General features: G+C 70.0%; 25 protein-coding genes and 1 other RNA gene. 10 read left to right on the forward strand and 16 right to left on the reverse strand.

The features are described from left to right. Positions 1–41: 41 nt before the first annotated feature. The 4 genes from AC1DSC_RS13555 to AC1DSC_RS13570 all read right to left on the reverse strand — a co-directional run bounded on the left by AC1DSC_RS13555 (position 42) and on the right by AC1DSC_RS13570 (position 2915). Positions 42–272, reverse strand: a complete 231-nt coding sequence (locus AC1DSC_RS13555) for a hypothetical protein (protein ID WP_018903654.1) — start codon at positions 270–272, stop codon at positions 42–44. Positions 273–513: 241 nt separating this feature from the next. Then, positions 514–1257, reverse strand: coding sequence for a hypothetical protein (locus AC1DSC_RS13560; RefSeq protein WP_018903655.1), 744 nt, complete (start codon positions 1255–1257; stop codon positions 514–516). 54 nt (positions 1258–1311) lie between these two features. After that, positions 1312–1596: a hypothetical protein gene (locus AC1DSC_RS13565; RefSeq protein ID WP_018903656.1), complete on the reverse strand. Its 285-nt coding sequence runs from the start codon at positions 1594–1596 to the stop codon at positions 1312–1314. 116 nt (positions 1597–1712) lie between these two features. Next, positions 1713–2915: an amidohydrolase family protein gene (locus AC1DSC_RS13570; protein WP_369664218.1), complete on the reverse strand. Its 1203-nt coding sequence runs from the start codon at positions 2913–2915 to the stop codon at positions 1713–1715. Between the two features lie 138 nt (positions 2916–3053). Between AC1DSC_RS13570 and AC1DSC_RS13575 the strand changes: the two genes are divergently transcribed. Beyond that, a complete protein-coding gene (locus tag AC1DSC_RS13575; protein ID WP_051127990.1) occupies positions 3054–4010 on the forward strand; it encodes a DMT family transporter in 957 nt (318 codons plus the stop codon). Here the strand turns inward: AC1DSC_RS13575 and AC1DSC_RS13580 are convergent. Further along, entirely contained in the window at positions 3997–5040 is a 1044-nt protein-coding gene (locus AC1DSC_RS13580) for a Bug family tripartite tricarboxylate transporter substrate binding protein (protein WP_012746028.1), read from the reverse strand. The genes AC1DSC_RS13575 and AC1DSC_RS13580 overlap by 14 nt on opposite strands. A gap of 119 nt (positions 5041–5159) precedes the next feature. Here AC1DSC_RS13580 and AC1DSC_RS13585 point away from each other — a divergent pair, with 119 nt between their 5' ends. The 3 genes from AC1DSC_RS13585 to AC1DSC_RS13595 are packed head-to-tail and all read left to right on the forward strand — an operon-like array spanning position 5160 to position 8150. Continuing rightward, entirely contained in the window at positions 5160–6833 is a 1674-nt protein-coding gene (locus tag AC1DSC_RS13585; protein WP_018903659.1) for an MBL fold metallo-hydrolase, read from the forward strand. Further along, on the forward strand, positions 6830–7543 hold the full coding sequence (locus AC1DSC_RS13590) for an RNA pseudouridine synthase (protein ID WP_018903660.1): 714 nt from the start codon (positions 6830–6832) through the stop codon (positions 7541–7543). Before AC1DSC_RS13585 ends, AC1DSC_RS13590 begins: the two co-directional genes overlap by 4 nt. A 58-nt stretch (positions 7544–7601) precedes the next feature. Then, positions 7602–8150, forward strand: coding sequence for a hypothetical protein (locus AC1DSC_RS13595; RefSeq protein WP_012746025.1), 549 nt, complete (start codon positions 7602–7604; stop codon positions 8148–8150). 10 nt (positions 8151–8160) lie between these two features. Here the strand turns inward: AC1DSC_RS13595 and AC1DSC_RS13600 are convergent, their stop codons facing one another. The 7 genes from AC1DSC_RS13600 to rnpB all read right to left on the reverse strand — a co-directional run bounded on the left by AC1DSC_RS13600 (position 8161) and on the right by rnpB (position 15023). Then, positions 8161–9375 (reverse strand): multidrug effflux MFS transporter, encoded by a 1215-nt coding sequence (locus AC1DSC_RS13600; RefSeq protein WP_018903661.1) that lies wholly within the window; start codon positions 9373–9375, stop codon positions 8161–8163. Positions 9376–9377: 2 nt separating this feature from the next. Further along, positions 9378–10868, reverse strand: coding sequence for an efflux transporter outer membrane subunit (locus tag AC1DSC_RS13605; RefSeq protein WP_018903662.1), 1491 nt, complete (start codon positions 10866–10868; stop codon positions 9378–9380). Further along, positions 10865–11800 (reverse strand): efflux RND transporter periplasmic adaptor subunit, encoded by a 936-nt coding sequence (locus AC1DSC_RS13610; RefSeq protein WP_018903663.1) that lies wholly within the window; start codon positions 11798–11800, stop codon positions 10865–10867. The genes AC1DSC_RS13605 and AC1DSC_RS13610 overlap by 4 nt, the downstream gene beginning before the upstream one ends. Before the next feature lie 10 nt (positions 11801–11810). Beyond that, positions 11811–12017, reverse strand: a complete 207-nt coding sequence (locus tag AC1DSC_RS13615) for a DUF1656 domain-containing protein (RefSeq protein WP_018903664.1) — start codon at positions 12015–12017, stop codon at positions 11811–11813. Next, positions 12014–14092 (reverse strand): FUSC family protein, encoded by a 2079-nt coding sequence (locus tag AC1DSC_RS13620; RefSeq protein WP_018903665.1) that lies wholly within the window; start codon positions 14090–14092, stop codon positions 12014–12016. Before AC1DSC_RS13620 ends, AC1DSC_RS13615 begins: the two co-directional genes overlap by 4 nt. Further along, a complete protein-coding gene (locus AC1DSC_RS13625) occupies positions 14093–14572 on the reverse strand; it encodes a MarR family winged helix-turn-helix transcriptional regulator (protein ID WP_018903666.1) in 480 nt (159 codons plus the stop codon). A gap of 103 nt (positions 14573–14675) precedes the next feature. After that, positions 14676–15023: RNase P RNA component class A (rnpB, locus tag AC1DSC_RS13630), an RNA gene on the reverse strand. A gap of 93 nt (positions 15024–15116) precedes the next feature. On the opposite strand from rnpB, the gene cysK reads away from it, so the two are divergent. From cysK to AC1DSC_RS13660, 6 genes are all read left to right on the forward strand, one after another. Further along, positions 15117–16037, forward strand: coding sequence for a cysteine synthase A (gene cysK / locus AC1DSC_RS13635; RefSeq protein ID WP_018903667.1), 921 nt, complete (start codon positions 15117–15119; stop codon positions 16035–16037). 72 nt (positions 16038–16109) lie between these two features. Continuing rightward, complete coding sequence (locus tag AC1DSC_RS13640) at positions 16110–17750, forward strand: NAD(P)/FAD-dependent oxidoreductase (protein WP_369664215.1); 1641 nt, start codon at positions 16110–16112, stop codon at positions 17748–17750. A gap of 11 nt (positions 17751–17761) precedes the next feature. Then, positions 17762–18391 (forward strand): flavin reductase family protein, encoded by a 630-nt coding sequence (locus AC1DSC_RS13645; RefSeq protein ID WP_018903669.1) that lies wholly within the window; start codon positions 17762–17764, stop codon positions 18389–18391. Positions 18392–18447: 56 nt separating this feature from the next. Next, positions 18448–19335: a ProQ/FINO family protein gene (locus tag AC1DSC_RS13650; protein WP_018903670.1), complete on the forward strand. Its 888-nt coding sequence runs from the start codon at positions 18448–18450 to the stop codon at positions 19333–19335. 145 nt (positions 19336–19480) lie between these two features. Continuing rightward, a complete protein-coding gene (locus AC1DSC_RS13655) occupies positions 19481–19924 on the forward strand; it encodes a hypothetical protein (protein WP_012746014.1) in 444 nt (147 codons plus the stop codon). Further along, positions 19921–20466: a hypothetical protein gene (locus AC1DSC_RS13660; RefSeq protein WP_018903672.1), complete on the forward strand. Its 546-nt coding sequence runs from the start codon at positions 19921–19923 to the stop codon at positions 20464–20466. Before AC1DSC_RS13655 ends, AC1DSC_RS13660 begins: the two co-directional genes overlap by 4 nt. A 78-nt stretch (positions 20467–20544) precedes the next feature. On the opposite strand, the gene htpX is transcribed toward AC1DSC_RS13660, so the two are convergent. The 4 genes from htpX to pyrC all read right to left on the reverse strand — a co-directional run bounded on the left by htpX (position 20545) and on the right by pyrC (position 24159). Then, positions 20545–21417 carry a protease HtpX gene (gene htpX, locus AC1DSC_RS13665; RefSeq protein WP_012746012.1) on the reverse strand — a complete coding sequence of 291 codons (873 nt, stop codon included), beginning with the start codon at positions 21415–21417 and terminating at the stop codon, positions 20545–20547. 152 nt (positions 21418–21569) lie between these two features. Then, the gene (locus AC1DSC_RS13670; RefSeq protein ID WP_018903673.1) at positions 21570–22310 is read right to left on the reverse strand and encodes a DUF3025 domain-containing protein; all 741 of its coding nucleotides are present in this window, start codon (positions 22308–22310) and stop codon (positions 21570–21572) included. Continuing rightward, a complete protein-coding gene (locus AC1DSC_RS13675; protein ID WP_018903674.1) occupies positions 22307–23131 on the reverse strand; it encodes an NYN domain-containing protein in 825 nt (274 codons plus the stop codon). The genes AC1DSC_RS13670 and AC1DSC_RS13675 overlap by 4 nt, the downstream gene beginning before the upstream one ends. Then, positions 23128–24159: a dihydroorotase gene (pyrC, locus tag AC1DSC_RS13680; RefSeq protein ID WP_018903675.1), complete on the reverse strand. Its 1032-nt coding sequence runs from the start codon at positions 24157–24159 to the stop codon at positions 23128–23130. Before pyrC ends, AC1DSC_RS13675 begins: the two co-directional genes overlap by 4 nt. Positions 24160–24250 lie beyond the last annotated feature (91 nt).

Consider the following 24250-nt stretch of genomic DNA (forward strand, 5'->3'; position numbering starts at 1 on the left):
GGTTTGTTCTTGGTCGTGGGAATGCCGGGACGCGGGTGGCGTCAGGGCGCGTAGCTCACGCTGGGCTCGCTGCCCGCGCCGGACGAGGCGGCATCGGTCTTGCCGGCGGTGCCTGCATTGGGCTGGTCGGAGGCGAGCGCCTTGCCCGAAGCGGCGGCGCCGCCGCTGAAGCCACTGCTGCCGCCTCCGCCATCACCGCCGCCGCAGGCGGTCAATGCAAGGGCCAGTACCGACAGTGCGAGCGGCGCGCGCAGGATGAATCGTGGATGCATGGATGAGGACACTCCTTTTTTCTCGAGGCGGTGGGATGGCCTCCAGCGTAAGAAAGAGCTGTGACATCGCGATGTAGCGGCGATGACGGCGTGCCTGCCAAGCTTCTTTTCGTACGCGCGGGCGCAGTCTCTGCGCTCGGCGCCTGCATCGTCTACAAGGAAAACCCGCCGAATCCAAACGTTCTACAGCCCGTGCGAAGGACTACGAAAAACTGCAGCCGGGCCCGCGCTCGCGCGATGCTCAGCCGCGGCGCCAGCGGCCGGACTCGGGGCAGAGACTCGCCGGCTCGCCGTTGACGCGGACCTGCTCTTCATCAAGCTGCGAGGCGGTCGGCGCATCGACGTCGAAGGCAATGCGAAGCGCGCGCCCGACATGCGCATCCTCGATCGGAAGCTCCCAGCTCAGGAACACCTGGGTGCAGTCGCGCCCGGGCGCGAAGCGTGCCGCGTCGAAGCCGCTGCGGCCGCGCTCGACAACGGCGTGCGGCTGGCCGGTGTCGAACACCAGGACCGTGCCGCGGGCGAGCGGAATCCGGTGGCCCGTCAACGGAAAGTGCACATCCAGCTGCCTGTCTTCGCTGAGGAACAGATTGCAGAAGGCCGCGCCGCCGTACTGCGCGCCGTCATGGTGGTAGCGGGCGCCGCGGCAGGCCATGAGGGCGACTTCGCTGGAGGCAAGCAGCGCTTCGGGCCAACCGATGGTGCGCGTCCAGTCGGACATCGCCTGCACGCAGCGCCGGTAGTCCGGCCAGCGCGCACGCGCGCGCGCCAGCGGCAAGGGCTCGACGTCGCCGGGTTCGAGCGCCAGGCGCGAGGACACCTCGCGCTCCCAATCCGCGACCAGGCGCGCGGGAGGCACGGGCACGTCGACCCTGCCCGACAGCACCACATCGCTCACGCTGCGGCTGCGCATGGCATCGCCGCTCAGGAAGTAGGAAACGAGGCGGTCTTCTCGCACGCGATGCGGTGCAGGGGAAAGGCTCATCCGCAGCAGTGTAGTGAGGCGGGTTGCGCCTGCCCGCGGTCGCCGCCGGCGGCGTCAGGGCCGGAGCGTGGGCTCCCGCTTCGCATGGGCCAGCGCGGCGAGCAGGCCCAGGCCCGCCATGGCTGCGGCACCCCAGGCCACCGCGGGGCTGCACAGCATGCGGGCCAGCGGCGAGCGTTGTCCGCTGCCCGTTGCTATGCCCGTGGCGGCCTGCTCGAGCGGCGTGAGCGGCCGCGCGGTGTTCGGGTTTTCTTCGCCCTGGAGCACGGCCTGGGAAATTTCCAGCGGCGTCAGTTGATCGGCAACGGGTCCGGACAGCAATTTGTCATTGGCGCGCATGGAAAGCCTTTCGTTCGAGGATGGGGTTGGCCGCGAAGACTCTCCCGGCGTCGGCCCGGCGCCCTACAGCCGGCAGCGGACTTTCGCGTAGGCCGAGGGCGCACATGGCGGCGCGGCTACAACGACGCCACCTCGGCCTGCAGCACGCCGTTGCGCGCCACGACACGGCCGCCCGCCACCACCAGCCTGCGCACCGGCCGCGCGACCACGGCCTCGGCCACCGTCTGCGCATCGACCAGCACCAGGTCGGCGCGGCAACCGGCGTCCAGGCCATAGGCCTCGAAGCCGCAGCCGCGCGCGCCGGCGTGGGTGACGGTGTCGAGCGCCACCTCGATCTCGTCGTCGCGGCGCAGGTTGTAGCGCATGCCGATCAGCATCGCGCGCTCCAGCATGTCGGGGTTGCCGTAGGGCGACCAGGTGTCGCGGATGCCGTCGTTGCCGCCGAGCACCGTCACGCCGGCCTTGCGGCAGGCCATGAGCGGCGGCACGCTGCGCGATGGCGGCGCGCTGGTGACCAGCACCACGCCGAGCCTGGCCATGCGCGCGAGCAATGCGTCGCGCTCGCGCTCGGCCAGGTCGCCCAGGCAGAAACCGTGGCTCACCGCGACCTTGCCCTGCATGCCCAGCGCCTCGGTGCGCTGCAGGATCAGCTCGAGCGAGAACGCGCCCATGGCGCCGGGCTCGTGCAGGTGGATGTCGAGCGGGCGCTGGTGCCTGTCGGCAATGCCGAAGAGCACATCGAGCGAGCGCACCGGGTCGCCGTCGATCGCGCAGGGGTCAAGGCCGCCCAGCACATCCGCGCCCTGCGCGAGCGCCTGGCCAAGCAGCTCGGCCGTGCCCGGCCGGCCCAGCAGGCCCGACTGCGGAAACGCGACGACCTGGATCTGCAGCACCTCCGAGAGCGTCTGCCGCGTGCGCAGCGTGCCTTCGAGATGGCGCAGGCCTGCTTGCGTGTCGACGTCGACATGCGTGCGCAGCCGCGTGGTGCCGCGCGCGAGAAAGGCCTTGGCCAGCACCAGCGACTGGGCGGCCGCGTCATGCCCGCTCGCATGCCGGAAGGCGCGCTCGTTCTCGATCTTGTCGATGAGCTTGGTGCCGACCTCGTTGCGGTACCAGTCCATGCCCCACAGCGTCTTGTCGAGGTGGGTGTGGCCTTCGACCAGGCCGGGCAGCAGCAAGGCGCCGCCGCCCTCCTCGACCGTTGCATCGGTGGGCGCGGACAGCGCGGCGCCGGCTTTCGCGATGCGGCCATCGCGCACCAGCACATCGACGGGGGAAGCGCCCATGGGGCGCACGTTGCGGATCAGGAGCGAAGGCATGGAAGGTCGGTCGGTCGTTGAATGCGTGGGGATCAGGGCCGTGCGCAGCGTACCCAGATTCGGGCCCGCGGTCACCACGCGCACGTTTCGTTGCAGGCCGAAGTGTCCGCGCTGCGAACGCTCGATGATCGACGCACCATGCCAACGACCCCGCTCGCCGCCGCCGCCAAGCCCGCTCCCCGCATCGCCTTCGAATGGATGCTGCTCGCCGTGCTCGCCACCTGCTGGGGCGCCTCCTACACCTTCATCAAGATCGGCGTGCAGACGCTGCCGCCCGTGACGCTGATCGCGGCGCGCACGCTGATCGCCGGCCTGCTGCTGCTCGCGCTGCTGCGCCTGCGCGGCGTGCGGCTGCCGCGGGAGCCCGCAATGTGGCGCCGCTTCGCGCTGCAGGCCTGCCTCAACAGCGTGCTGCCGTTCACGCTCATCGCGTGGGCCGAGCGCAGCGTGGATGCCGGGCTTGCCACCATCCTCAACTCGACCTCGCCGATCTTCATCTTCCTGCTGGGCCTGGGCGTGGGCGGTGCGGAGAAGCCGACGCTGCGCCGGCTCTTCGGCGTGGCGGCGGGCCTCGCGGGCATCTGCATGATCGTCGGCGTCGAGGCGCTGCACGGGCTCGGGCATTCGCTGCTCGCCCAACTGGGACTGGTGGCGGCAGCCGTCTGCTACGGCTGCGCGGCCATGTTCGGCCGCGTGTTCAAGGGACTCGATCCGATGGTGCCCGCCGCAGGCTCGCTGCTCTGCGGCGCGGCGATGCTGCTGCCCGCGAGCCTCGCGATCGACCGGCCGTGGACGCTCGCGCCATCGGCCGCGTCGATGATTGCCGTGCTGGCGCTCGCGGTGCTCTCCACGGCCCTCGCCTTCACGATCTACTTCCGGCTCATCAAGACCTTGGGGCCGATGTCGACCGCCGCGCAGGCCTACCTGCGCGTGCCCATCGGCGTGATGATCGGCGTGGTGTTCCTGGGCGAAGCGCTCTCGCCCACCGCGTGGGCCGGGCTCGCGTGCATCGTGGCGGGCGTGGTCGCGATGACGGTGCCAGCACGCGGCGGCACCCCGGCGCCGCAGCCGCGGCGCCCCCTCAATCGATGCTGATGTTCGCAGCCCTGGCCACCTCGGCCCACTTCACGCGGTTGTCGTGCACCGTCTTCTTGAACTGCGCGGGCGATTCGATGCGCACGGTGTTGCCCTGGCTTTCGAAGCGCTCGCGGATCTCGGGCTGCTCGAGCACCGCCTTCACGGCGGCGTTGAGCTTGTCGACGATCTGCGCGTCGGTGCCCTTGGGCGCGAAGATGCCGAACCAGATCGAGCTGTCGAAGCCCTTGGTGCCCGGAAGGCCGCTGGAGGCGATGGTCGGCACCTCCTTGACCGCGGCCACCGGCGCGGCGGTGGTCACGCCCAGGAGGCGCACCTTGCCGGCCTTGTAGTGCGGCAGCACCGTCTGCACCTGGTTCATGATGCAGCAGGTCTCGCCGCGCACCACGGAGGTGATGGCCTCGGGCCCGCCCTTGTAGGGCACGTGCACCATGTTCAATCCGAGGCGCGAATTGAACTCGGCAAAGGCCATGTGCGTGCCGGCGCCGTTGCCTGTAGACGCATAGTTGTACTTTCCGGGGTTGGCCTTGACGAGATCAACGAACTCCTTCAAGGTCCTGGCGTTGATCACCTCCGGGTTGACGGTGAGCACGTTCGAGACGTCGAGCACCGGCGCCACCGGCACGAAGTCGGCCTCCACGTCGAACGGCAGCTTCTTGTAGAGCGCGGCGTTGCTGCCATGCGTGGCGGCGGTGCCGAACGAAAGCGTGTAGCCGTCGGGCTTGGCATGGGCCACGTACTCGCTCGCGATGTTGCCGGCCGCGCCTGACTTGTAGTCGATGATCACGGGCTTTCCGAGCTGCCGCGCGAGCGGCTCCTGGATGGCGCGGGCCACCACGTCGACGCCCGAGCCGGCCGGAAAACCCATGATCAGCGTGACCGGCTGCTGCGGCCAGTCGCCCTGCGCAAACGCAGCGGACGATGCGGCCGCACCCAGGGCGGCGCCTGCCAGCAGCAAGGCCGGGCGCAGGCGCCGCGCGAAGAACGACGACGAGAACCTGAGGTGGCGAGTGAAGGGAGAATGGATCATGAATGTCTTTCCTCGATGCGGGCGGTGCAGCCCGGGATTGTGGCGCGCGGTTCATGCCCGATCCGGTATGAGCTTATGCGGCACGCAACCGCATCGAGCGATCTCTCCATAATCGCCGCATGGTCCGTCCCACCCAACAACTCCACCCCGCACGCGAGCCCGCGCCCGTGCGCGCGGCAGCCACCGTGCTGCTGCTGCGCGATTCAGAGGCCGGCATCGAAGTGCTGATGACGCGCCGCTCCGGCACCGCAAGCTTCGCGCCAGGCGCCTATGTGTTCCCCGGCGGGCAGATCGATGCAGCCGATGAAGCCGCCGCGCGCATCGCCGCACGGCGGCCCACCCAGAGCAGCCTGCAGCTCACGCAGGCCATTGCGGCGATCCGCGAAGGCTTCGAGGAGCTTGGCGTGCTGCTCGCGCGCCATGCCGACGGCCGGCCCGTGAGCGCGCAGGACATCGCCTCGATGGACCGCAGCACCGCGTCGCCCGTGTCCTTTGCCGAGCAATGCGCCACGCGCGGGCTGGTGCTTGCCTGCGACCAGGTGTTCACCCTCGCGCACTGGATCACCGACCGCGACCTGCCCAAGCGCTTCGACGTGCCTTTCCTGGTGGCGCGCATGCCCGAGGGCCAGGTGCCCACGGCCGACGAGAGCGAGCAGTTCGAGCCCTGCTGGGTGCGGCCGGCCGATGCGCTGGCGCGCCACGCGGCAGGCAGCTTCTTCATGATCTTTCCGACCGTGCGCACGCTGCAGCGGCTCGCGGCCTATGCCAGCGTGGACGCGGTGCTGCAGGCCTGCGCTCCCCGGGGCGGCGCCGAGCAGCCGCTGTGGACCAGCTGCCCGCGCGCGGGCCTGCTGCGCGGCCAGGACGCGCGCTACATGGAAAGCGATTCGCCGTACGGCGAGCTCGCGCTGGTGTGTCCCGACGGGCAGCTGCTGCATGCGCTCGACTGGCAGAGCGAGCGCGCCGTGCCGCTGCTCAGGAACGTGCAGCGCCTGACCGCGCCCAACCCCGGCGCCATGACCGGCCCGGGCACCAACAGCTACATCGTGGGCGATGCGGCCACGGGCTACCTCGTGATCGACCCGGGCCCGAACGACGCGGCCCACATCGACCGGCTGTGGCGTGCCACCGAAGGAAACATCCGCATGATCGTGTGCACCCATTCGCATGCCGACCATTCGCCCGGCGCGGCGCCGCTGCAGGCGCTGTGCAAGCAGAAGCCGCCGATCCTCGGGCTGTCTTCGGCGCCCACCGCGCGTTCGTCGGCGCGCTTTGCCGCGGAGCGCGAACTGCGCGACGGCGAGCGCCTGGTGCTCAGCGGCACCACGGCCGAAGGCGAACCTGTCAGCCACACGCTGCGCGCCATCCACACGCCGGGCCACGCCGCCAACCACCTGTGCCTGGTGCTCGAGGAAGACGGACTCCTGTTCTCCGGCGACCACATCCTGAACGGCAGCACCACGGTGGTCGATCCGCCCGACGGCGACATGAACGCGTACCTCGATTCGCTCGACAAGCTCGATGCGGCCTGCGAGGCCGGCGGCATCGATTTCATCCTGCCCGCGCACGGCCATGTCATCGGCAGCGCACGCAGCGCCATCGCGCAGTTGAAGGCGCACCGCCTGAAGCGCGAAGCCAAGATCGCCGCGGCCATGCAAAGGCTGCCCCAGGGCACGCCGGACGACTGGCTGCCGCTGGCCTACGACGACGTGCCCGAGCGCATGTGGCCGGTGGCCGCCCGATCGCTGGCCGCGCACGTGGCGCGCATCCGGCAACGGGCCTCCGCGCCATGAGCCGCGCGGCCGAAGAAGAAGGCATCCGCCTGGCCAAGCGCGTGGCCGCCATCGCGGGCTGCTCGCGGCGCGAGGCCGAGCTGCTGATCGAGAACGGCGCGGTGCGTGTCGACGGCGTGCCGGCGCTGCTGCCGCAGTCGCGCGTGCACGATCGTCAGAAGGTCGAGATCGAGCCCGGCGCCAAGCCGGAGCCGGTGGTGCCCGTCACCCTGCTGCTGCACAAGCCGGCCGGCATGGCCACCGACACCGCGCACCGGCTGCTGGTGGCCGCCAACCACCACGAGCCCGAGCGCGCGGGCATGCGCTTTCTGCCCGCGCACGCCAAGGCGCAGCGCTGCATGACGCCACTCGAAACCGGCGCCAGCGGCCTCGTCGTCTACACCCAGGAATGGCGCATCGAGCGCAAGCTGCAGGAGGACGCGGGCGTGCTCGAACACGAGGTGATGGTCGACGTGGCCGGCAAGCTCAGCCCCGAGCAGCTCGCGCGCTTCGAGCGGTCGCCCGCGCGCGTGAGCATCGGCCGCCAGGCCGACGAGCAGACCGGCCTGCGCTTTGCGCTCAAGGGCGCGCGGCCCGGGCAGATCGCGCACCTGTGCGACGAAGCCGGCCTGCGCATCCTGGCCATGCGGCGCATCCGCATCGGCCGCGTGCCGCTGGCGGGGCTGGAGCCCGGCCAGTGGCGCTATCTTTCACCGCACGAACGCTTTTGACATCGAAGAAGAGGCACGCAAGAGGCCCGAAGAGGAATCGACGACAGGAGACCCATCCATGAAGTTCGGAACCCGGACCGCCGCACTCGCCTGCACCGCCCCTTTGGCGCTGGCAGGCTGCAGCTATCTCGCGCCATTGCTGCCCTCGTACGCGCCGCCGCCACCGCCGGCACCGCCGCCGGTCGTGTCGCCCAGCGGGCTCGCGCCGATCACCGAGGAGCAGGTGGAACGCATCCGCGAAGCCATCGTGACCAAGCCGCCCACGCCGGCCGTGGCCAAGGTGGTGCAAAGCGCGGCGCCCACCATCGAATCCTTCGTGCGGACCGAAGGCTGCATCACCGCGCGCAACGGCGCCGTGCTCAGCCCGTTCGCGGCGCCGGGCCGGCTGTTCGACGGCACCGGCTTCCAGGGCGGGCCGATGGCCGATATGCAGTACCACGACAAGACCGCCTGCGTGACGGTCAAGCGCATCCAGAACTGGAAGATGGTGTCGCCGAAGCGGCTGCGCTTCGAAGTGGTGTACGTGGGCGACGACGGCGAGGAGCGCTCGGTCCGGCGGCATGAGCTGACGCGCCAGCCCAGGGGCGGCTGGCTCTTCACGCGCTGACGCGCGCAGGCTACGCAGCCGCCTCCGCCCTCTTCTGCGCGCGCAGCGCCACCGCGAATGAGGCCTGCGCCACGATGCTGGCACCGGCCAGCACCAGCGCCGCCGCCATCGCGGGGTTGCGGTGCCCCAGCCCCGCCAGCGCGGTGCATGCGGCGCCCACCGCCATCTGCGTGGCGCCATAGAGCCCTGAAGCCGAGCCGATCACGAGCGGATTGACGCCGATGGCGCGCGTGAGCGCGGCCGGCGAAGCCATGCCCGCGCCCACGGTGTAGAGGAACATCGCCGCCACGATGAGCGGCACCGACAGCCGCTGCGCGAGCGCTGCGCCCAGCAGAACGAAGGCCGCAGCGCAGCTCAGCAGGTTGGCGCGCGTCATGAGCCGGTCGAGGTTCGCGTGCACGATCAGGCGGCTGGTGAGAAAGCTGCCAAGCCACACGCCCGACACCAATATCGCAAGGTAGATGCCGGCCTCGTGCGCAGGGCGATGCAGCTGGTCGACGAAGATGAAGGGTGCCGACGCGATGAAGGCATACATCGACGTGGTGGCGCAGCCGCCGCCGATCGAAAAGCCGAGGAACGCGGGCGACGCGAGCAGCAGGCGGTAGTTGCGCGCCAACACCCGGCCTTCGACGCGCATGCCCGGCATGCCGGTCTCGGGCAGCAGCCTCCATGCGAACACGAGGCCCGTGAGGCCGAGCGCGAACAGCGCATGGAAGATCGAGCGCCAGCCGAAAGCGCTGGCCAGCGCGCCGCCGAGCAGCGGTGCAATGCTCGGGCCGACCGTGACCATGAGGTTCATGAGCGCGAGGCGCTTCGTGGCTTCCTGCGGCTCGGCGGTGTCGCGCACCATGCTGCGCCCCAGCACCAGCCCCGCGCAGCCGCCCATGGCCTGGAACAGCCGCGCGGCGATGAGCGCATGGACATCGGGTGCGAGCGCCGCAGCAAGCCCCGCGGCCGAATAGAGCGCAAGCCCGCACAGCAGCACCGGGCGGCGGCCGTAGCGGTCGGCCAGCGGGCCGTAGGCGAGCTGCCCCACGGCCAGGCCGAGGATGTAGAGGCTCACGGTCATCTGCATCGCGCCCATGCCGGCGCCCAGGCCCTGCGCAGCAACGGGCAGCGCGGGCACGAAGATGTGCATGGCGAGCGTGCCGCTGAAGGTGACGAGCGCCAGCAGCCACAGCGGCGCATGCCGGCGCGGCGTGGAGGAAAGTGCGGCAGCGGCCATGGTCAGCGGGCCTTGACGGAGGTGGACGCGGGCGCGGCTTCGTTGGCCGCAAGGCCGGTGCCATCGTCCGGCTCCCAGCCGCCGCCAAGCGCCATGAACAGCACCACCTGGTCGTCGGCCAGTTGCGCCTCGCTGGCCGCGAGCGCCGCGTCGCTCGCGGCCAGCGAACGTTCGGCATCGAGCGCCTCGAGGTACGCGGTGCGGCCGCCCTGGTAGAGCTGGCGCGCCTGCGCGGCCACCTTGGCGCTTTCGTCGCGCGAAGCCTGCAGCGCGGCGCGGCGGTCGAGCTCGCGCGCATAGGTGCCGAGCGCGGTCTCGGTTTCGCGCAATGCGGTCAGCACGGTGCCGTCGAACTTCGCGAGCGCGGCGCGCGTGCCGGCCTCGGCCTGGGCGATGCGGGCCTGCGCGATGCCGGTGTTGGGGAGGGTCCAGGAGATCAGCGGGCCCATGCTCCAGCCAATGGTGTCCTTGCGGCCGAAATCGCTGGCTGGCCCGGCCGACGAGGCCGAGAGCCCCAGCGTCACCTTCGGATAGAGATCGGCCGTGGCCACGCCGATGCGTGCGGTGGAGGCCGCCAGGCTGCGCTCGGCCTGGCGGATGTCCGGGCGGCGCCGCAGCAGGGCCGCGCCATCGCCCACCGGCAGCGTGCCGGCCACGCGCGGGGGCACGGTGCAGCCGGCCACCTCGCGCGGGAAGTCCTGCGGCAGGGCGCCGGTCAGCGTGGCCAGGCGGTAGAGCGCGCCCTGGCGCTCGGCCTGCAGCGGCGGCAGCGCGGCATTCAGCTGCTCCAGCTGCGCACGCGCTCGGTTGGCGTCGATGGCACCGGCGCGGCCCGCGCGCTGCAGGCGCTCGGTGACGTTCAGGGCGTCCTGCTGCAGCGCGACGGATTTCTGCGCGATCTGCAGGCGCAGTCCGGTCGAGCAGGCCTGCGCGTAGGCGCGCGCGGTGCCCGCGGCCACGTTCACGCGCACGAGGTCGAGCGCGGCCGCGGCGGCCTCGGCGTTGGCGCCCGCGGCTTCGATGCTGCGGCGTATCTGGCCGAACAGGTCGACCTGGTAGGACAGGGAGGCAGCCGCGCTGTAGTTGAAGCGGCTCGGCGGCTCATAGCCCTTCTGCAGCATCGACAGGCCCGACGCATGGCCGAACGAAGGGCCGCCGCTCACGCCGAGCGTGGGGCGCTGGCCGCCGGCAACCTCGGCCTCGATGGCGCGCTCGCGCTCCAGGTTTGCGACCGCCTGCCGCAGGTCGGTGTTGTGCGCGAGGGCCTGCGTGACGAGCCGGTCCAGCAGCGGGTCGTGGTACAGCCGCCACCAGTGCGCGGGCAGCGGCGCGGCGTTGGCGGGCACCTCGGCGAACGGGCGCGTGGCGCCGGGCTGGCTGGCCAGTGCCTCGGGCGGCTGGCGGTAGTCGGGGCCGACGGCCGCGCAAGCCGCGAGCCCCGCCGCAACCGCGAGCGAAGCCATGCGAAATGCAAGACGGCACATGGCGCTCATCCCTTCTTCGGCTCGGCGGCCGGTGCACCGGCGTTGCGCGCCGGCGGATGCTCGAGCACCTGCACGGTCACGGTCTGGCCGGCCACGAGCCGTGCGCCCTGCGGCAGCGGATCGAGCCTGATGCGCACCGGAATGCGCTGCGCGAGCCGCACCCAGTTGAAGGTCGGGTTCACGCTGGGCAGCAGGTTGGCGCTGGTCGAGCGGTCATGGTCGGCAATGCCGGCGGCCACGCTGTCGACCGCGCCTTCGAGCACCGCGCCACCGCCCATCGGCGTCACGCGCACGCGGTCGCCCAGGTGGATGCGCGGCAGCTTGGTTTCCTCGAAGTAGCCCTCGACGAAGAACGAATGCGCATCGACCAGCGCCAGCACCGGCCGTCCGGCCGATGCATAGCTGCCGGTGCGCAGGTCGAGATTGGTCACCAGGCCGTCGGCCGGCGCGCGCACCTCGGCGCGCTGCAGGTTGAGGCGCGCCGCATCGAGCGCCACCTCGGCCTGCGCGACGGCGGCGCGCGCCTGCTCCGCGCGGGCGCGGGTCTGTTCACGGGTCTCCTGCGACACCAGCGCGTCCAGCCCCGTGTTGCGCGCGTTCTCGCGCTGCGCCTGCGCGCTGGCGGCACGCTGCGCCGCCAGCGCGGCCTGGGCCTGGCGCACGGCAAGGTCGTAGCGCGCGCGGTCCACCTCGAACAGCAGGGCCCCGGCCTGCACGGCCTGGTTGTCCCGCACAGGCACCGCGGTGACCAGGCCGGAAACGTCCGGCGCGATCTGGACCACGTTGGCGCGCACGCGGCCGTCGCGCGTCCAGGGAGCGAGCTCGTAGTGGTCCCAGAGCTGCAAGCCGGCCCATGCGGCGGCCGCCACCACGGCCGCGGTGAGAAGAATGCGCCCGAGGCGCATCGGCCAGGAGCTGTCGGTGGAAAGAGGGGCTTTCATCTGGATCTCGTCATTGAAGGAAGGACGCCGCACGGCTGATGCCGTAGAGCAGCAGCAGATAAAGCGCCATGTCGAACAGCGCGGGGTGCCACACCCAGCGGTAGAGGCCGGCCAGGGCCAGCAGATGGCGCACGCCCCAGAGGGCGGCCAGCGCAACGCCGGCCAGCACCAGCAGCCATGGCAGGTAGAGGCCGTAGAAACTTGCTTCGCCAATCATCTGGAGGCTCCTTGTCCGGCCGCGGCCAGGCGCGGCGGTGCATCGGGAAAGAGATTGCGGCGCAGGCCCACCAGCGCGGTCACTGCGCTGCGCGATGCGGATGACGGCGCATGCTGCGCGCCAAGCACGGCCGACAGCGCCTCGTCGATCTGCGGCAGCAGGCTGGCGGGGCGCGCTTGCATGCGGCCCCTGCCGCGCTGGCGGAAGAACTGCGAGATGCCGCCCAGGAGCGCCGAGGCCGAGGCCGGCGGCAGCTGCGTGCGCACCCGCTGCAGCACGTCGATGTCGGCGCCGGTGCGCAGGTCGCGCAGCGCGTCGTTGGCGGCCACGCCCTCGATGCTGCCGCCGGCCTGCGCGATGCGCGGTGCGAGCAGGCCGATGCGGTCGAGCATGCGCACGGCGTAGGCGTCGCCCTGCGCGCCCTGGCGCTGCGCAGCGCCGGCCATCTCGCCGAGCTCGCGCCAGGTGGCGCGCTGGATGCGCCGCGCGCTCCAGTCGGCGCCGACCGAGCGCACCAGCCGCGTGACGCGCGCGGCAACCACCACGCCGATGACCTGCCCGAGCATGCTGTTGATGAAGCTCACCAGGTCGGCATTGGCGGTGTCGTGCATGGCCAGCGTGCCGGCCACGCCGAACAGCAGCGCCATGGCCGCCATGAAATGCGCCGGCCGCGCCATGTAGACGCCCAGCAGCAGGAAGGCCGGCGCGCACACCGCCACCAGCATGCCGAAGTCCTGCACCAGCGGCATCAGCACCAGCACATAGAGCGCGGAGACAGGAATCGACCACAGCGTGTACTTCAGGAAGCCGTGGATCGCGGGCACCGGGTCGTCCATGGTCGCGAAGAAGCAGCAGAAGACCGCGGCCATCATGGTGGCGGCCGAGCCCATGGGCCAGCCCGTCACGATCCAGAAGGCGCCGCACAGGCAGATGGCAAGCACCGCGGCCAGCGCCGACAGCAGCGCCATGCCGTGGTCGCGGTGCAGCACGCGGCTGCCGAGCGCGGCCGTGCGGCGCGGCGCAAGCGCGCCCTGGAGGCCCTCGTCGATGTCCATGCGCAGCCGCGCGCAGGCACGCCATCCCTCGACCAGTTCCTCAAGCCGGCCCGCGAGCCCGATGCGCAAGGCGCGGCTCCAGGGACTGTGCTGCGGCGTCGCGCCCAGCGCCTGGATCGAGCGGCGCAGCAGCTGCAGCGACTGCGCGCTCGCTGCATCGTCTTCCTGCAGCCATTGCGCGGCCTGCGCGAGCACCGCGGCGACGTCCGGCGCCAGCGCGCCTTCGGCCTGTTCCAGCGCCAGCAGCCGGTCCTCCACGGCCGACAGCGCGGGCGTGAGCGCGGCCACGCGGTCCTGCATGGCGCGGATCGCGCCGGCGGTCCAGCGCAGGTGCGTGGTGTCGAACGGCACGTGGGTGGACAGCAGCCGCAGCTGGGTGATGTCGCCGGCCAGGCGGCGGCGGTCGGCCGCGAGCGTTTGCGGATCGGCATCGGCGCGGCGTCCGGCGGACTGCAGCAGGTCGCCGAGCCACTGGCGCGCGTCCTGCAGCGTGCGGTCGAGCAGGCCCAGCACGGTCGGCGCCAGGCCCGTGGGCCACGCAATGCTGTGGACCAGCGTGGCGCACAGGATGCCCAGGCCGATTTCCTCCACCCGCGCCACCGCGGTGTCGAACAGCGCGAGCGGCGTCTGCACCGAAGGAAAGCCGATCAGCGCGGCGGTGTAGCCCGCCAGCATGAAGACATAGGAACGCGGCGTGCGGTCGAACAGCGAAATGCACAGGCACAGGCCCACCCACAGCGCGAGCACCAGCGTGAGCAGCTCCGGCGCGTTCGACAAGGCAGGCACCAGCAGCACCGTGGCCACGCAGCCGATCAAGGTGCCGCAGAAGCGGTAGAGCGCCTTGGAGCGCACCGCGCCGGCCAGCGGATGGGCCACCACGTAGGTGGTCATCAAGGCCCAGAACGGACGCGGCAGGCCGGCGCGGCTGGCCAGGTACATGGCCAGCATCGCGGCGGCAAAGCTCTTGGCAGAAAAGAGAAGCTCCGCGCGGCTGAAGCGCGGCAGCCGGAAGGCGGCCATCTACCTGCGTCCTTCCTGCGGCCCCGGCGCAGCGCGGCCGAGCCGCTCGCCCAGCACCGCGAACACGCGCAGGCAGGCGGCGATGTCCTCGTCGGCCACGCCTTCGAACAGCGTGGCGCGCATGCCGCGCAGCGCGGCCTCGATGGGCTGGCAGGCGGCCTCGCCGGCCGGCGTGAGATGCAGCGTCTTGGCGCGGCGGTCGGCCGGGTCTTCGCGGCGCTCCACGAAGCCGGCCTCCACCAGCTGGTCGATCGAGCGCACCAGCGAAGGCCCCTCGATGCCCAGCGCCTCGGCAAGCACGCCCTGGCGCACGCCGCCGTGCAGGCGGCCGATCATCACGATCGGCCACGCCAGCGACTGCGAAAGCCCGACATGCGCCACCGCCTTGTCGGCCGCGGCCCGGTAGCCGCGCTGCAGCGGCGACAGCGCCATGCCGAGCGACATCAGCGCGGCTTCGCGGGTCTTCGAGACGTGGGCCATGGCTCTCTCAAATTAGTTAGCTTGCTATCTATTTTAGGAGAAAAGCCGCAGCACTGCAGCGCCCCATGGAAGAACCCCAGGGGGAAATCAAGAAAGAAGAAAAGTGTGAAGCCCGCCGATAAGCCGGATTCTGTGCGTTGGAGTTGCCCCCAACGTGACCGCCATTACTCTGGGCCGCTTGTCGCCAAACGGCTCGATGCCACCTACCCGCCAGCTCAGCGGAACCACCTCGATACTGGCCTACTTGGTGTTGCTGCGCGCAGAGATTGCCCGTTTCACCCGAACTGAATCGGCTCGTCTCTGTTGCTCTGATCCTCACCTCACGGTGGAGAGTCGTTAACTCCTGCGCTGTCCTGTGCAGTCCGGACGTTCCTCCAGTGCGGTCTTTCGACGCGGCGCCTTGCGGCGTCGCCCCTTGCGGGCTTGCACCAGCGGCGGTCTGGCGTGCTTCACGCCGGGGATTATCGCTCGATACCTCGCGGGCGCCGGCCGTCCGCTCCACAATGGCGCTTCGACTGCCCCGACAAAAGCCCAAGGAGATCCCATGAAGTCCCAGAACATCCTCCAGACCATCGGCAACACGCCGCACATCCGCATCAACCGCCTGTTCGGCAATGCGAAGCAGCAGGTGTGGATCAAGTCCGAGCGCGCCAACCCCGGCGGCTCCATCAAGGACCGCATCGCGCTGTCGATGGTGGAAGACGCCGAGAAGTCCGGCGCGCTGAAGCCCGGCGGCACCATCGTGGAGCCCACCTCGGGCAACACCGGCATCGGCCTGGCCATGGTCGCGGCCGTCAAGGGCTACAAGCTGATCCTCGTGATGCCCGACAGCATGTCGGTGGAGCGCCGCCGCCTCATGCTGGCCTACGGCGCCACCTTCGACCTCACGCCGCGCGCGGGCGGCATGAAGGCCTCCATTGCGCGCGCCGAGGAAATCGTGGCCGGCACGCCGGGCGCGTGGATGCCGCAGCAGTTCAACAACCCCGCCAACATCGACGTGCACGTGCGCACCACGGCCGAGGAAATCGCGGCCGACTTCCCCGACGGCATCGACGTGCTGATCACCGGCGTGGGCACCGGCGGCCACATCACGGGCGTGGCGCGGGTGCTCAAGAAGAAGTGGCCGAAGCTGCAGGTGTTCGCGGTGGAGCCGGTGGCCTCGCCGGTGATCTCGGGCGGCCAGCCCTCGCCGCACCCGATCCAGGGCATTGGCGCGGGCTTCATCCCGAAGAACCTCGACACCTCGCTGCTCGACGGCGTGCTGCAGGTCGACGCCGAACCGGCGCGCGAAATGGCCCGCCGCTGCGCGGTCGAGGAAGGCATGCTGGTGGGCATTTCCTCGGGCGCCACGCTCGCGGCCATCGCGCAGAAGCTGCCCTCGCTGGCACCCGATGCGGTGGTGCTGGGTTTCAACTACGACACGGGCGAGCGCTATCTCTCGGTCGAAGGCTTTTTGCCGGCCTGACCCAGCTATCTCTTTCATAGCGCCTCGGCGCGTAAAATCCGTGGCCTGCTTGATAACCACAAGCCCCATGACATGCTGAGAATCTCCGAACTCAAACTCCCGCTGGACCACGCCCCCGAGGCGCTGGCCGCCCTGATCGCCCGGACGCTGGACGTCCCGCTCGAAGCGATCGCTTCCCACACCGTCTTCAAGCGCAGCTTCGACGCGCGCAAGGCCGACCTGCTCACGGTCTACATCGCCGACGTGCAGCTGGCCGACGCCGGGCTCGAAGCCGCACTGCTCGCGAAGCACGCTGCGCATCCGCACATCCAGGCCGCGCCCGACATGCGCTACACGCCGCCCGCGCAGGCACCCGAAGGCGCGCCCCGGCCGGTGGTGATCGGCTTCGGCCCCTGCGGCATCTTCGCGGCGCTGATGCTTGCGAAGATGGGGTTCAAGCCCATCGTGCTCGAACGCGGCAAGACCGTGCGCCAGCGCACCCGCGACACCTGGGGCCTGTGGCGCAAGAGCGTGCTCGACCCCGAGTCGAATGTGCAGTTCGGCGAAGGCGGTGCCGGCACCTTCTCGGACGGCAAGCTCTACAGCCAGATCAAGGACCCGCGCTTCCTCGGCCGCAAGGTGATGGAAGAGTTCGTCAAGGCCGGCGCACCGCCGGAGATCCTTTACGTCGCGCATCCGCACATCGGCACCTTCAAGCTGGTGAAGGTGGTGGAGAACATCCGCGAGCAGATCGTCTCGCTCGGCGGCGAGATCCGCTTCGAGCAGCGCGTGACCGACGTGCAGATCGAAGACGGCCAGATTCGCGGCCTCACCGTGCTCGACCAGGCCACCGGCCAAACGAGCGAGCTGCGCGCCGACCACGTGGTGATGGCGCTCGGCCACAGCTCGCGCGACACTTTTTCCATGCTGCACGCGCGCGGCGTGCACATCGAGGCCAAGCCCTTTTCCATCGGCTTTCGCGTCGAGCATCCGCAGGGCCTGATCGACCGCGCGCGCTGGGGCCGCCATGCGGGCCATCCGCTGCTCGGCGCGGCCGACTACAAGCTGGTGCACCACGCAAGCAACGGCCGCTCGGTCTACAGCTTCTGCATGTGCCCCGGCGGCACCGTGGTGGCGGCCACCAGCGAGCCCGGCCGCGTGGTCACCAACGGCATGAGCCAGTATTCGCGCAACGAGCGCAACGCCAACGCGGGCATCGTGGTGGGCATCGACCCGCGCGACTTTCCCGGCTGGACGCCCGAAACCGCGGGCGATGCGCTTGCCGGCATCGCGCTGCAGCGCGAACTCGAGTCGAACGCCTTCGTGCTCGGCGGCGGCGACTACCGCGCGCCCGGCCAGCTGGTGGGCGACTTCATCGCGGGCAGGCCCTCGACCGCGCTCGGCAGCGTGACGCCCTCGTACAAGCCCGGCGTCACGCCCACCGACCTGCACCAGGCGCTGCCGGCCTACGCCATCGAGGCGATGCGCGAAGCCTTCCCCGCCTTCGGCCGCAAGATCAAGGGCTTCGACCTGCACGATGCGGTGCTCACCGGCGTGGAAACGCGCACCTCCTCGCCGATCCGCATCACGCGCGGCGACGACTTCCAGAGCCTCAACGTGCGCGGCCTCTACCCCGCCGGCGAAGGCGCGAGCTACGCGGGCGGCATCCTGTCGGCTGGCGTCGACGGCATCAAGGTGGCCGAAGCGGTGGCGCGCAGCGTCGCCGGAACATGAGCAAGGAACCCATGGCCGTGCCGAACGACGATTTCCACTTCTACGAACCCGCCAAGGGCCACGGCCTGCCGCACGATCCGTTCAATGCCATGGTCGGCCCGCGGCCGATCGGATGGATCTCGTCGCAGGACGAAAACGGTGCGCTCAACCTCGCGCCCTACAGCTTCTTCAACGCCTTCAACTACACGCCGCCCATCGTGGGCTTTGCGAGCATCGGCGCCAAGGACAGCCTGCACAACATCCGCCAGACACGCGAGTTCGGCTGGAACCTGGCCACCCGCCCGCTGGCCGAGCAGATGAACCAGTCGTGCGCCGCGGTGCCGCCCGAGGTGAACGAGTTCGAGCTCGCCGGCCTCACGCCCGCGGCGTCGCGCCACATTGCGGTGCCGCGCGTGGCCGAGAGCCCGGTGTCCTTCGAATGCCGGCTCACGCAGCTGCTGCAGCTCGAGGGCGTGGACGGCGTGCCGGTGCCCACCTGGCTGATCCTCGGCGAAGTGGTGGGCGTGCACATTGCGCGCCACCTGCTGAAGAACGGCATCTACGACACCGCCGCGGCGCAGCCCATCCTGCGCGGCGGCGGCCCGGCTGATTACTTCGAGATCAGCCCCGACAATCTCTTCAAGATGTTCCGCCCGCGCTGAATGCGCGGAATCCATTTTTCTCCGCCGCTGCCAGCCAACCTGACAAGAACCGACCGATGACCGACACCGCCACGCCCCAAGAAGAAATCCAGGAAGTCCAGCCGGCGGAAGCCGAGGGCACCGCCCAGTTGCACCAGTCGCAGCAGCAGCCGAAGGCCGGCGCCCGCCCGCCCCGCGCGCCGCGCCAGCCGCGGCAGCAGCAGCAACAACAAAAGCAGAAGCCCAGGCAGGCCGCGCAACAGCCACAGCCGCAGCGCGCGCGCAAGGTGCACCCGGCGCTGGAGAAATTGTTCGAGCTGTACCCCAACATGTTCGGCGCGCGCTTCCTGCCGCTCAAGCTCGGCGTGTTCCAGGACCTGCTCGAGAAGCACCCCGACGATTTCAAGAAGGACGAGCTGAAGGTTGCGCTGGGCCTGCACGCACGCTCCACGCGCTATCTCGAGGCGGTGGCCGCGGGCCTTGCGCGCCACGACCTCGACGGCAACGCGGTGGAGCCGGTCGCGCCCGAGCATGTGCACCACGCGATCCTCGAACTGCACCGCCGCCGCGTGCAGCGCAACCCCGGCGAGGACCTGCGCCCGCAGCTGGTGGCGCGCATCGCCCGCGCCGTGGAAGCCTCGGGCCTGGACCGCGAGGCCTACGCGGTGCTGGTGCGCTCGCGCGACGAGGAAACCAACGCCGTGCTCGACGAAGCGCTGGCCGAGCTCGCCCGCCAGGCCGCCAAGCGCGAGGCGCTGCTGCGCGCCTTCGAGGCCAGCGGCCGCAGCAGCGAGCAGGAGTTCGCCGAGATGTACGGCATGGATGCCGGCGAGGTCGCACGCACGCTGCAACGGGCGCGTGACGACAACAAGCGGGCGCAGGCTGCGGCCGAGACCGCCGCGCCTGCCGCCGCAGCGGCGCCGGACGCCACCGGGTCCGACCAGCCCGCCGCCACCGGCAATTGAACGCCCCGTAGCGGCCGGCAAGCCGCAACTGTGCAGTCTGACCGCAGCGCGGCGAAATTTTTCGCTGGAACCGGCGTTCAAGAAACGTTTTCATACATTTCCAGCTACATTCCTCCGGCCCATTCCGGGCGGAGGAGAAGTTAATTTGAAAAGAGTCATCAGGCTGCTTCTCGCAGCCGTGGCTGTTTCCGTGTTCGCGAGCGGCTGCGCCGTCAACCGCGCAACAGCCACCGTCGACCCTTCGGCAAACCTCGACAAGCTGCGCGTGGTGCAGGTCAGGAAGCTTGAGGGTGAAGACGGCACGGTCCAGAAACTGATCGCGAGCAATCTGCGAAAACGCGGGTACGAGGTGTCGGAGGACGCCAAGCCGCCCGAGAAGGTCGATGCAGTCGTGACGTACGTCGACAAGTGGATGTGGGACATCACGATGTACCTGTTCGAGCTCACCGTCACGGTCCGCGAGCCCAAGTCCGACTTTCCGTTGGCCACCGGCAACTCGCTCCACTCCTCCCTCACACGCCTCTCGCCGCCGGAAATGGTCGACGAGGTGGTCGGCAACATCTTCAAAGAATCGGAAAAATCCAAATGATCAGCACCGCCACCCTTCGCCGCGCAAGCGCCCTGGCCGTTCTCTCCATCGTCGTCGTGCTCGCGGGCTGCGCTTCGTCAGCCAACCGGGAGGCCATGACGCCCACCAGCATCGCCTCGAGCAAGAAGCTGCCCTACTCGCTGTCGGTGAAGACCGGCGGCGGCAATGAAACGAATCCGCTGTGGAGCTCGGATATCGCCAACGAGGACCTGGCTGCCGCCATCGAGAAGGCGGTGACGCAATCGACCCTGTTCAAGGAAGTCGTCAAGGGCAAGAGCGGCGACTACGAACTCTCGGTCTCGATCGTCAAGCTGACCAAGCCCATGTTCGGCGCCGCGTTCACGGTCGACATGGAAGCGGGCTGGTCGCTCATCAAGACCTCTGACAAGTCGGTGGCGATGCGCCAGGTCATCAAGTCGACCTACACGGGTGGCGCCTTCGATTCGCTCGTCGGCACGACCCGCCTGCGCATGTCGGTGGAAGGTGCCGCACGCAACAACATCAAGCAGGGCCTGGAAGCCGTCGCGGCGCTCAATCTCTGATCGAGCGATCGACTGCTCAGTGAATGAAAAAGGGGCTGGTGAATCACCAGCCCCTTTTTTCATGCCTTCGCGCAGTGCTCAGCGCGCGTTCTGCAGCGCCGCAATGCGCTCTTCGATCGGCGGGTGCGTGGCAAAGAGCTTGCCGATGCTGCCCGTGATGCCCATGGCTTCCACCGCCTTGGGCAGTTCGCCGGCCGGCAGGCCGCCCAGGCGCGCGAGTGCGTTCATCATCGGCTGCTTCTGGCCCATGAGCGCGGCCGAGCCGGCGTCGGCGCGGAATTCGCGCTGGCGCGAGAACCACGCCACCACGATGGCGGCGGCAAAGCCCAGCACGATGTCCAGCACGATGGTGCTCACGTAGTAGCCGATGCCCGGGCCCGACGAACGGTCGTCGCCGCGGCGCAGGAAGCTGTCGACCGCATAGCCGATCACGCGCGAGAGGAACACGACGAAGGTGTTCATCACGCCCTGGATCAGCGTCATGGTGACCATGTCGCCGTTGGCGATGTGCGCCACTTCGTGGCCGATCACGGCCTCGACTTCTTCGCGCGTCATGTTCTGCAGCAGGCCGGTGGACACCGCCACCAGCGACGAGTTCTTGAACGCGCCGGTCGCGAAGGCATTGGGCTCGCCCTCGAAGATGCCGACCTCGGGCATGCCGATGCCGGCCTTGTCGGCAAACTTGCGCACCGTGCCGACGATCCAGGCCTCGTCCGGCGACTGGGGGTTGTCGATCATGTGCAGCTTGGTCGTCCACTTGGCCATGGGCTTGCTGATCAGGAGCGAAATGATCGCGCCGCCAAAGCCCATGACGAGCGCGAAGCCGAGCAGCGCCGTGAGGTTCAGCCCGTTGGCCGTCAGAAAGCGGTTGACGCCGAGCAGGCTGGCGACGATGCCGAGCACTGCAACGACCATCACATTGGTCAAAACGAACAGAAGGATACGTTTCAAGTTGAATTCTCCGTGGGGGAATGCTGCCGCCTAGATGAGGACCGGATGGCCCCCTTCAAGCCGTGCAGGAAATGGCGCTCTTCCTGTGTTGTTGGGGTTCTGGAGGAGCCGCACCGCGGCTTGCGGGTAGAGCGATGATAGGAGCAAAAGTTCTACGGACCGGGCCTGAAGACCTTGGGATCGTCGTAGAAATTCGCCGCCGCGTTGCCGGCCCACCAGCCCGGCACGCCGAGCACGGGCAGCGGAACAAAGGGCTTTTGCGCCAGGTGATCCGGCGCGAGGCTGCGCGCCAGCGCCCCGTCGCAGGACGCCGCCGAACCGCCCGCAGCCGGTGCCGGCAGCCGCAGCACATGCGCGGTGAGCGCCTTGCGCGGCGCGGCGAGTTTCTCGAGCAGCGCATGGCCGAACACCCAGAGGCGCGCCCCGGACCACAGCGCGCGCTGCGTCACGAAGAGCGTGTGCCAGTCGCGCGCGGCGAGCGCCCGCCACAGCGGCTCGGGCGCATCGAGCACGGCGCCGTTCTCATCGAACAGCGTGAGCGCATCGCGCAGCGGGCCGCGCGTGGCACCGATGCCCGCGCGGGCGATCTCGGCGGCCTGCAGTTCGTTGAGGCGGCGCTTGGCCTCCGGAAAGGCGAGCCAGACGAGGCCGTTGAAGAAGTCGTGCAGGTTGTCGCGCGTCGGCACGGTGCCGGTCTGGAAGATGTGGGCCTCATAGGCCTGCCCCGCGGACAGCGCCGACTGCGGCACGAAGGCGGGCCTGGAATCGGGCGCCGCTTGCCGCTGCAGCGCGGCTGCGACCGGGCTGTGGAGTGCCGCCTGCGCCGCCGCCTGGCCGATGGCGCGGTAAGGCGCGAGCCAGGGCTGCGCCCAGTCGACCGCCGCCAGGCTCAAGGCGCGGCGGCTCCGGTCCAGCGGATGCGGTCGGGGTGCTGCAGCACGGCGAACTCCGCCGGGAGCTTGTCGAACAGCTTGAGCGAACTGCCGTGCTTGCCGAGCAGCCCGGCCGCGCGCAGCGCCTGGGCCACGTCGTTGAGCGGCACGTCGGCACCGCTGCGCAGCGCGGGTGCCGCGCGCAGGATGAATTCGGCGGCCTCGGAGGGCGGCTGCGGCGCGGGCGGCTTCGCTGCTGCCTTGGCGGTCTTTCGGGCCGGGGCCTTGGCCGCGGCCTTGCGGGCCGGCTGCGTGGCCGCACTCTTCGCGGTCTTTTCCGTCTTGGCCGGCGCACGCTTCGCGGCCACCTTGGCCGCGGCCTTCTTCGCCGGCGCGGTGCGGGGCGCGACCGGCGCGCCGTGGTGCTGCAGGTCGGTGAACTCGTCGTAGACCGCCACGGTCTCCTCGCCGGTCTTGCCCTGCTGGCCCAGGCCGCAGACGCGGCAGCCCTTTTCGCGCAGCCGGATCACGAGCGGCGCGAAGTCGGAATCGGAAGACACCAGCACCACCACGTCGGGGCGCTCGGCGATCACGAGGTCGAGCGCATCGACCGCGAGCGCGATGTCGGTGCTGTTCTTGCCGGCCGAGAGGTTGACCATCGGCCGCACCGACAGCCGCTTGAACAGCGCCTGCTGCTTGAGCGCCGTTTCGGCGTTGCAATAGGCGCGGCGCACATGAACCGCGCCGTGCTCGGCCAGGGTCCGCTGCACGGCCTGCTCGATCACGTCGGCCGAGACGTTGTCGGCATCGATCAGCAGCATCACCCGCAGCGCGGGCGTCATGCGAGTCTCCAGCCGATGGTTTCACCACCGCGCAGCGGCTTGAGCGTGGCGTCGCCGTAGGGCACGGTCTCGGGCACGGTCCAGCTTTCGCGCTTCAGCGTGATGGTGCCGCTGTTGCGCGGCAGGCCGTAGAAGTCGGGGCCATGGAAGCTCGCGAAGCCCTCGAGCTTGTCGAGCGCGTCCACGCTGTCGAAGGCCTCGGCATAGAGCTCGATGGCGGTCAGCGCGGTGTAGCAGCCGGCGCAGCCGAGCGCATGTTCCTTCAGGTGGGCCGGGTGCGGCGCGCTGTCGGTGCCCAGGAAGAAGCGGTCGCTGCCGCTCGTGGCCGCCTGGACCAGCGCCACGCGGTGCGTCTCGCGCTTGAGCACGGGCAGGCAGTAGTAGTGCGGGCGGATGCCGCCGGTGAAGATGGCGTTGCGGTTGTACAGCAGGTGGTGCGCGGTGATGGTGGCGGCCGTGAAGCGGTTGGCATCGCGCACGTAGTGGGCGCCCTCCTGGGTGGTGAGGTGCTCGAACACCACCTTGAGCTCGGGGAAGTCGCGGCGCAGCGGGATCATCACGCGGTCGATGAAGACGGCCTCGCGGTCGAACAGGTCGACCGCCGGGTCGGTGACCTCGCCGTGCACCAGCAGCAGCAGGCCGTGCTTCTGCATGGCTTCGAGCGTCTTGTAGGTGTGGCGGATGTCGGTCACGCCGGCATCGCTGTTGGTGGTGGCGCCGGCCGGGTAGAGCTTGAGCGCGCGCACGCCGGCTTCCGCGGCCAGCGCGATTTCCTCGGGCGGCAGCTTGTCGGTCAGGTAGAGCGACATCACGGGCTCGAAGGCCGTGCCCGGCGGCACCGCCGCGCGGATGCGGTCGCGGTAGGCAATAGCCTGCGCCGCGGTGGTCACAGGGGGGCGCAGGTTGGGCATGACCAGCGCGCGGCCGAACTGGCGCGCGCTGTGCGGCACCACGGCTTCGAGGGCGGCGCCGTCGCGCACATGCAGGTGCCAGTCGTCCGGGCGGGTGATGGTGAGGGTGTCTGTCATGGGAGGGCCATTGTCGCATCGCGGCCTTGCGGCTGGCACACGTCGTGCTTCACCACCGGTTCGATCCCTTTGCCCTTTCACCCCTAGGAGC

The sequence above is a fragment of the Variovorax sp. 01N425 genome, assembly GCF_056399465.1.

Bases quoted from the DNA above. Each gene is read 5' to 3' on its own strand.
- AC1DSC_RS13640 (WP_369664215.1), top strand. From the start codon at position 16,110: ATGCTGAGAATCTCCGAACTCAAACTCCCGCTGGACCACGCCCCCGAG.
- AC1DSC_RS13565 (WP_018903656.1), bottom strand. From the start codon at position 1,596: ATGCGCGCCAATGACAAATTGCTGTCCGGACCCGTTGCCGATCAACTG.
- AC1DSC_RS13580 (WP_012746028.1), bottom strand. From the start codon at position 5,040: ATGATCCATTCTCCCTTCACTCGCCACCTCAGGTTCTCGTCGTCGTTC.
- AC1DSC_RS13615 (WP_018903664.1), bottom strand. From the start codon at position 12,017: ATGATTGGCGAAGCAAGTTTCTACGGCCTCTACCTGCCATGGCTGCTG.
- AC1DSC_RS13595 (WP_012746025.1), top strand. From the start codon at position 7,602: ATGAAGTTCGGAACCCGGACCGCCGCACTCGCCTGCACCGCCCCTTTG.
- pyrC (WP_018903675.1), bottom strand. From the start codon at position 24,159: ATGACAGACACCCTCACCATCACCCGCCCGGACGACTGGCACCTGCAT.
- AC1DSC_RS13570 (WP_369664218.1), bottom strand. From the start codon at position 2,915: ATGCCTTCGCTCCTGATCCGCAACGTGCGCCCCATGGGCGCTTCCCCC.
- AC1DSC_RS13600 (WP_018903661.1), bottom strand. From the start codon at position 9,375: ATGGCCGCTGCCGCACTTTCCTCCACGCCGCGCCGGCATGCGCCGCTG.
- AC1DSC_RS13575 (WP_051127990.1), top strand. From the start codon at position 3,054: ATGCCAACGACCCCGCTCGCCGCCGCCGCCAAGCCCGCTCCCCGCATC.
- AC1DSC_RS13610 (WP_018903663.1), bottom strand. From the start codon at position 11,800: ATGAAAGCCCCTCTTTCCACCGACAGCTCCTGGCCGATGCGCCTCGGG.
- AC1DSC_RS13675 (WP_018903674.1), bottom strand. From the start codon at position 23,131: ATGACGCCCGCGCTGCGGGTGATGCTGCTGATCGATGCCGACAACGTC.
- AC1DSC_RS13590 (WP_018903660.1), top strand. From the start codon at position 6,830: ATGAGCCGCGCGGCCGAAGAAGAAGGCATCCGCCTGGCCAAGCGCGTG.
- AC1DSC_RS13555 (WP_018903654.1), bottom strand. From the start codon at position 272: ATGCATCCACGATTCATCCTGCGCGCGCCGCTCGCACTGTCGGTACTG.
- AC1DSC_RS13625 (WP_018903666.1), bottom strand. From the start codon at position 14,572: ATGGCCCACGTCTCGAAGACCCGCGAAGCCGCGCTGATGTCGCTCGGC.
- AC1DSC_RS13560 (WP_018903655.1), bottom strand. From the start codon at position 1,257: ATGAGCCTTTCCCCTGCACCGCATCGCGTGCGAGAAGACCGCCTCGTT.
- AC1DSC_RS13605 (WP_018903662.1), bottom strand. From the start codon at position 10,868: ATGAGCGCCATGTGCCGTCTTGCATTTCGCATGGCTTCGCTCGCGGTT.
- AC1DSC_RS13585 (WP_018903659.1), top strand. From the start codon at position 5,160: ATGGTCCGTCCCACCCAACAACTCCACCCCGCACGCGAGCCCGCGCCC.
- AC1DSC_RS13650 (WP_018903670.1), top strand. From the start codon at position 18,448: ATGACCGACACCGCCACGCCCCAAGAAGAAATCCAGGAAGTCCAGCCG.
- AC1DSC_RS13660 (WP_018903672.1), top strand. From the start codon at position 19,921: ATGATCAGCACCGCCACCCTTCGCCGCGCAAGCGCCCTGGCCGTTCTC.
- AC1DSC_RS13620 (WP_018903665.1), bottom strand. From the start codon at position 14,092: ATGGCCGCCTTCCGGCTGCCGCGCTTCAGCCGCGCGGAGCTTCTCTTT.
- cysK (WP_018903667.1), top strand. From the start codon at position 15,117: ATGAAGTCCCAGAACATCCTCCAGACCATCGGCAACACGCCGCACATC.
- AC1DSC_RS13645 (WP_018903669.1), top strand. From the start codon at position 17,762: ATGGCCGTGCCGAACGACGATTTCCACTTCTACGAACCCGCCAAGGGC.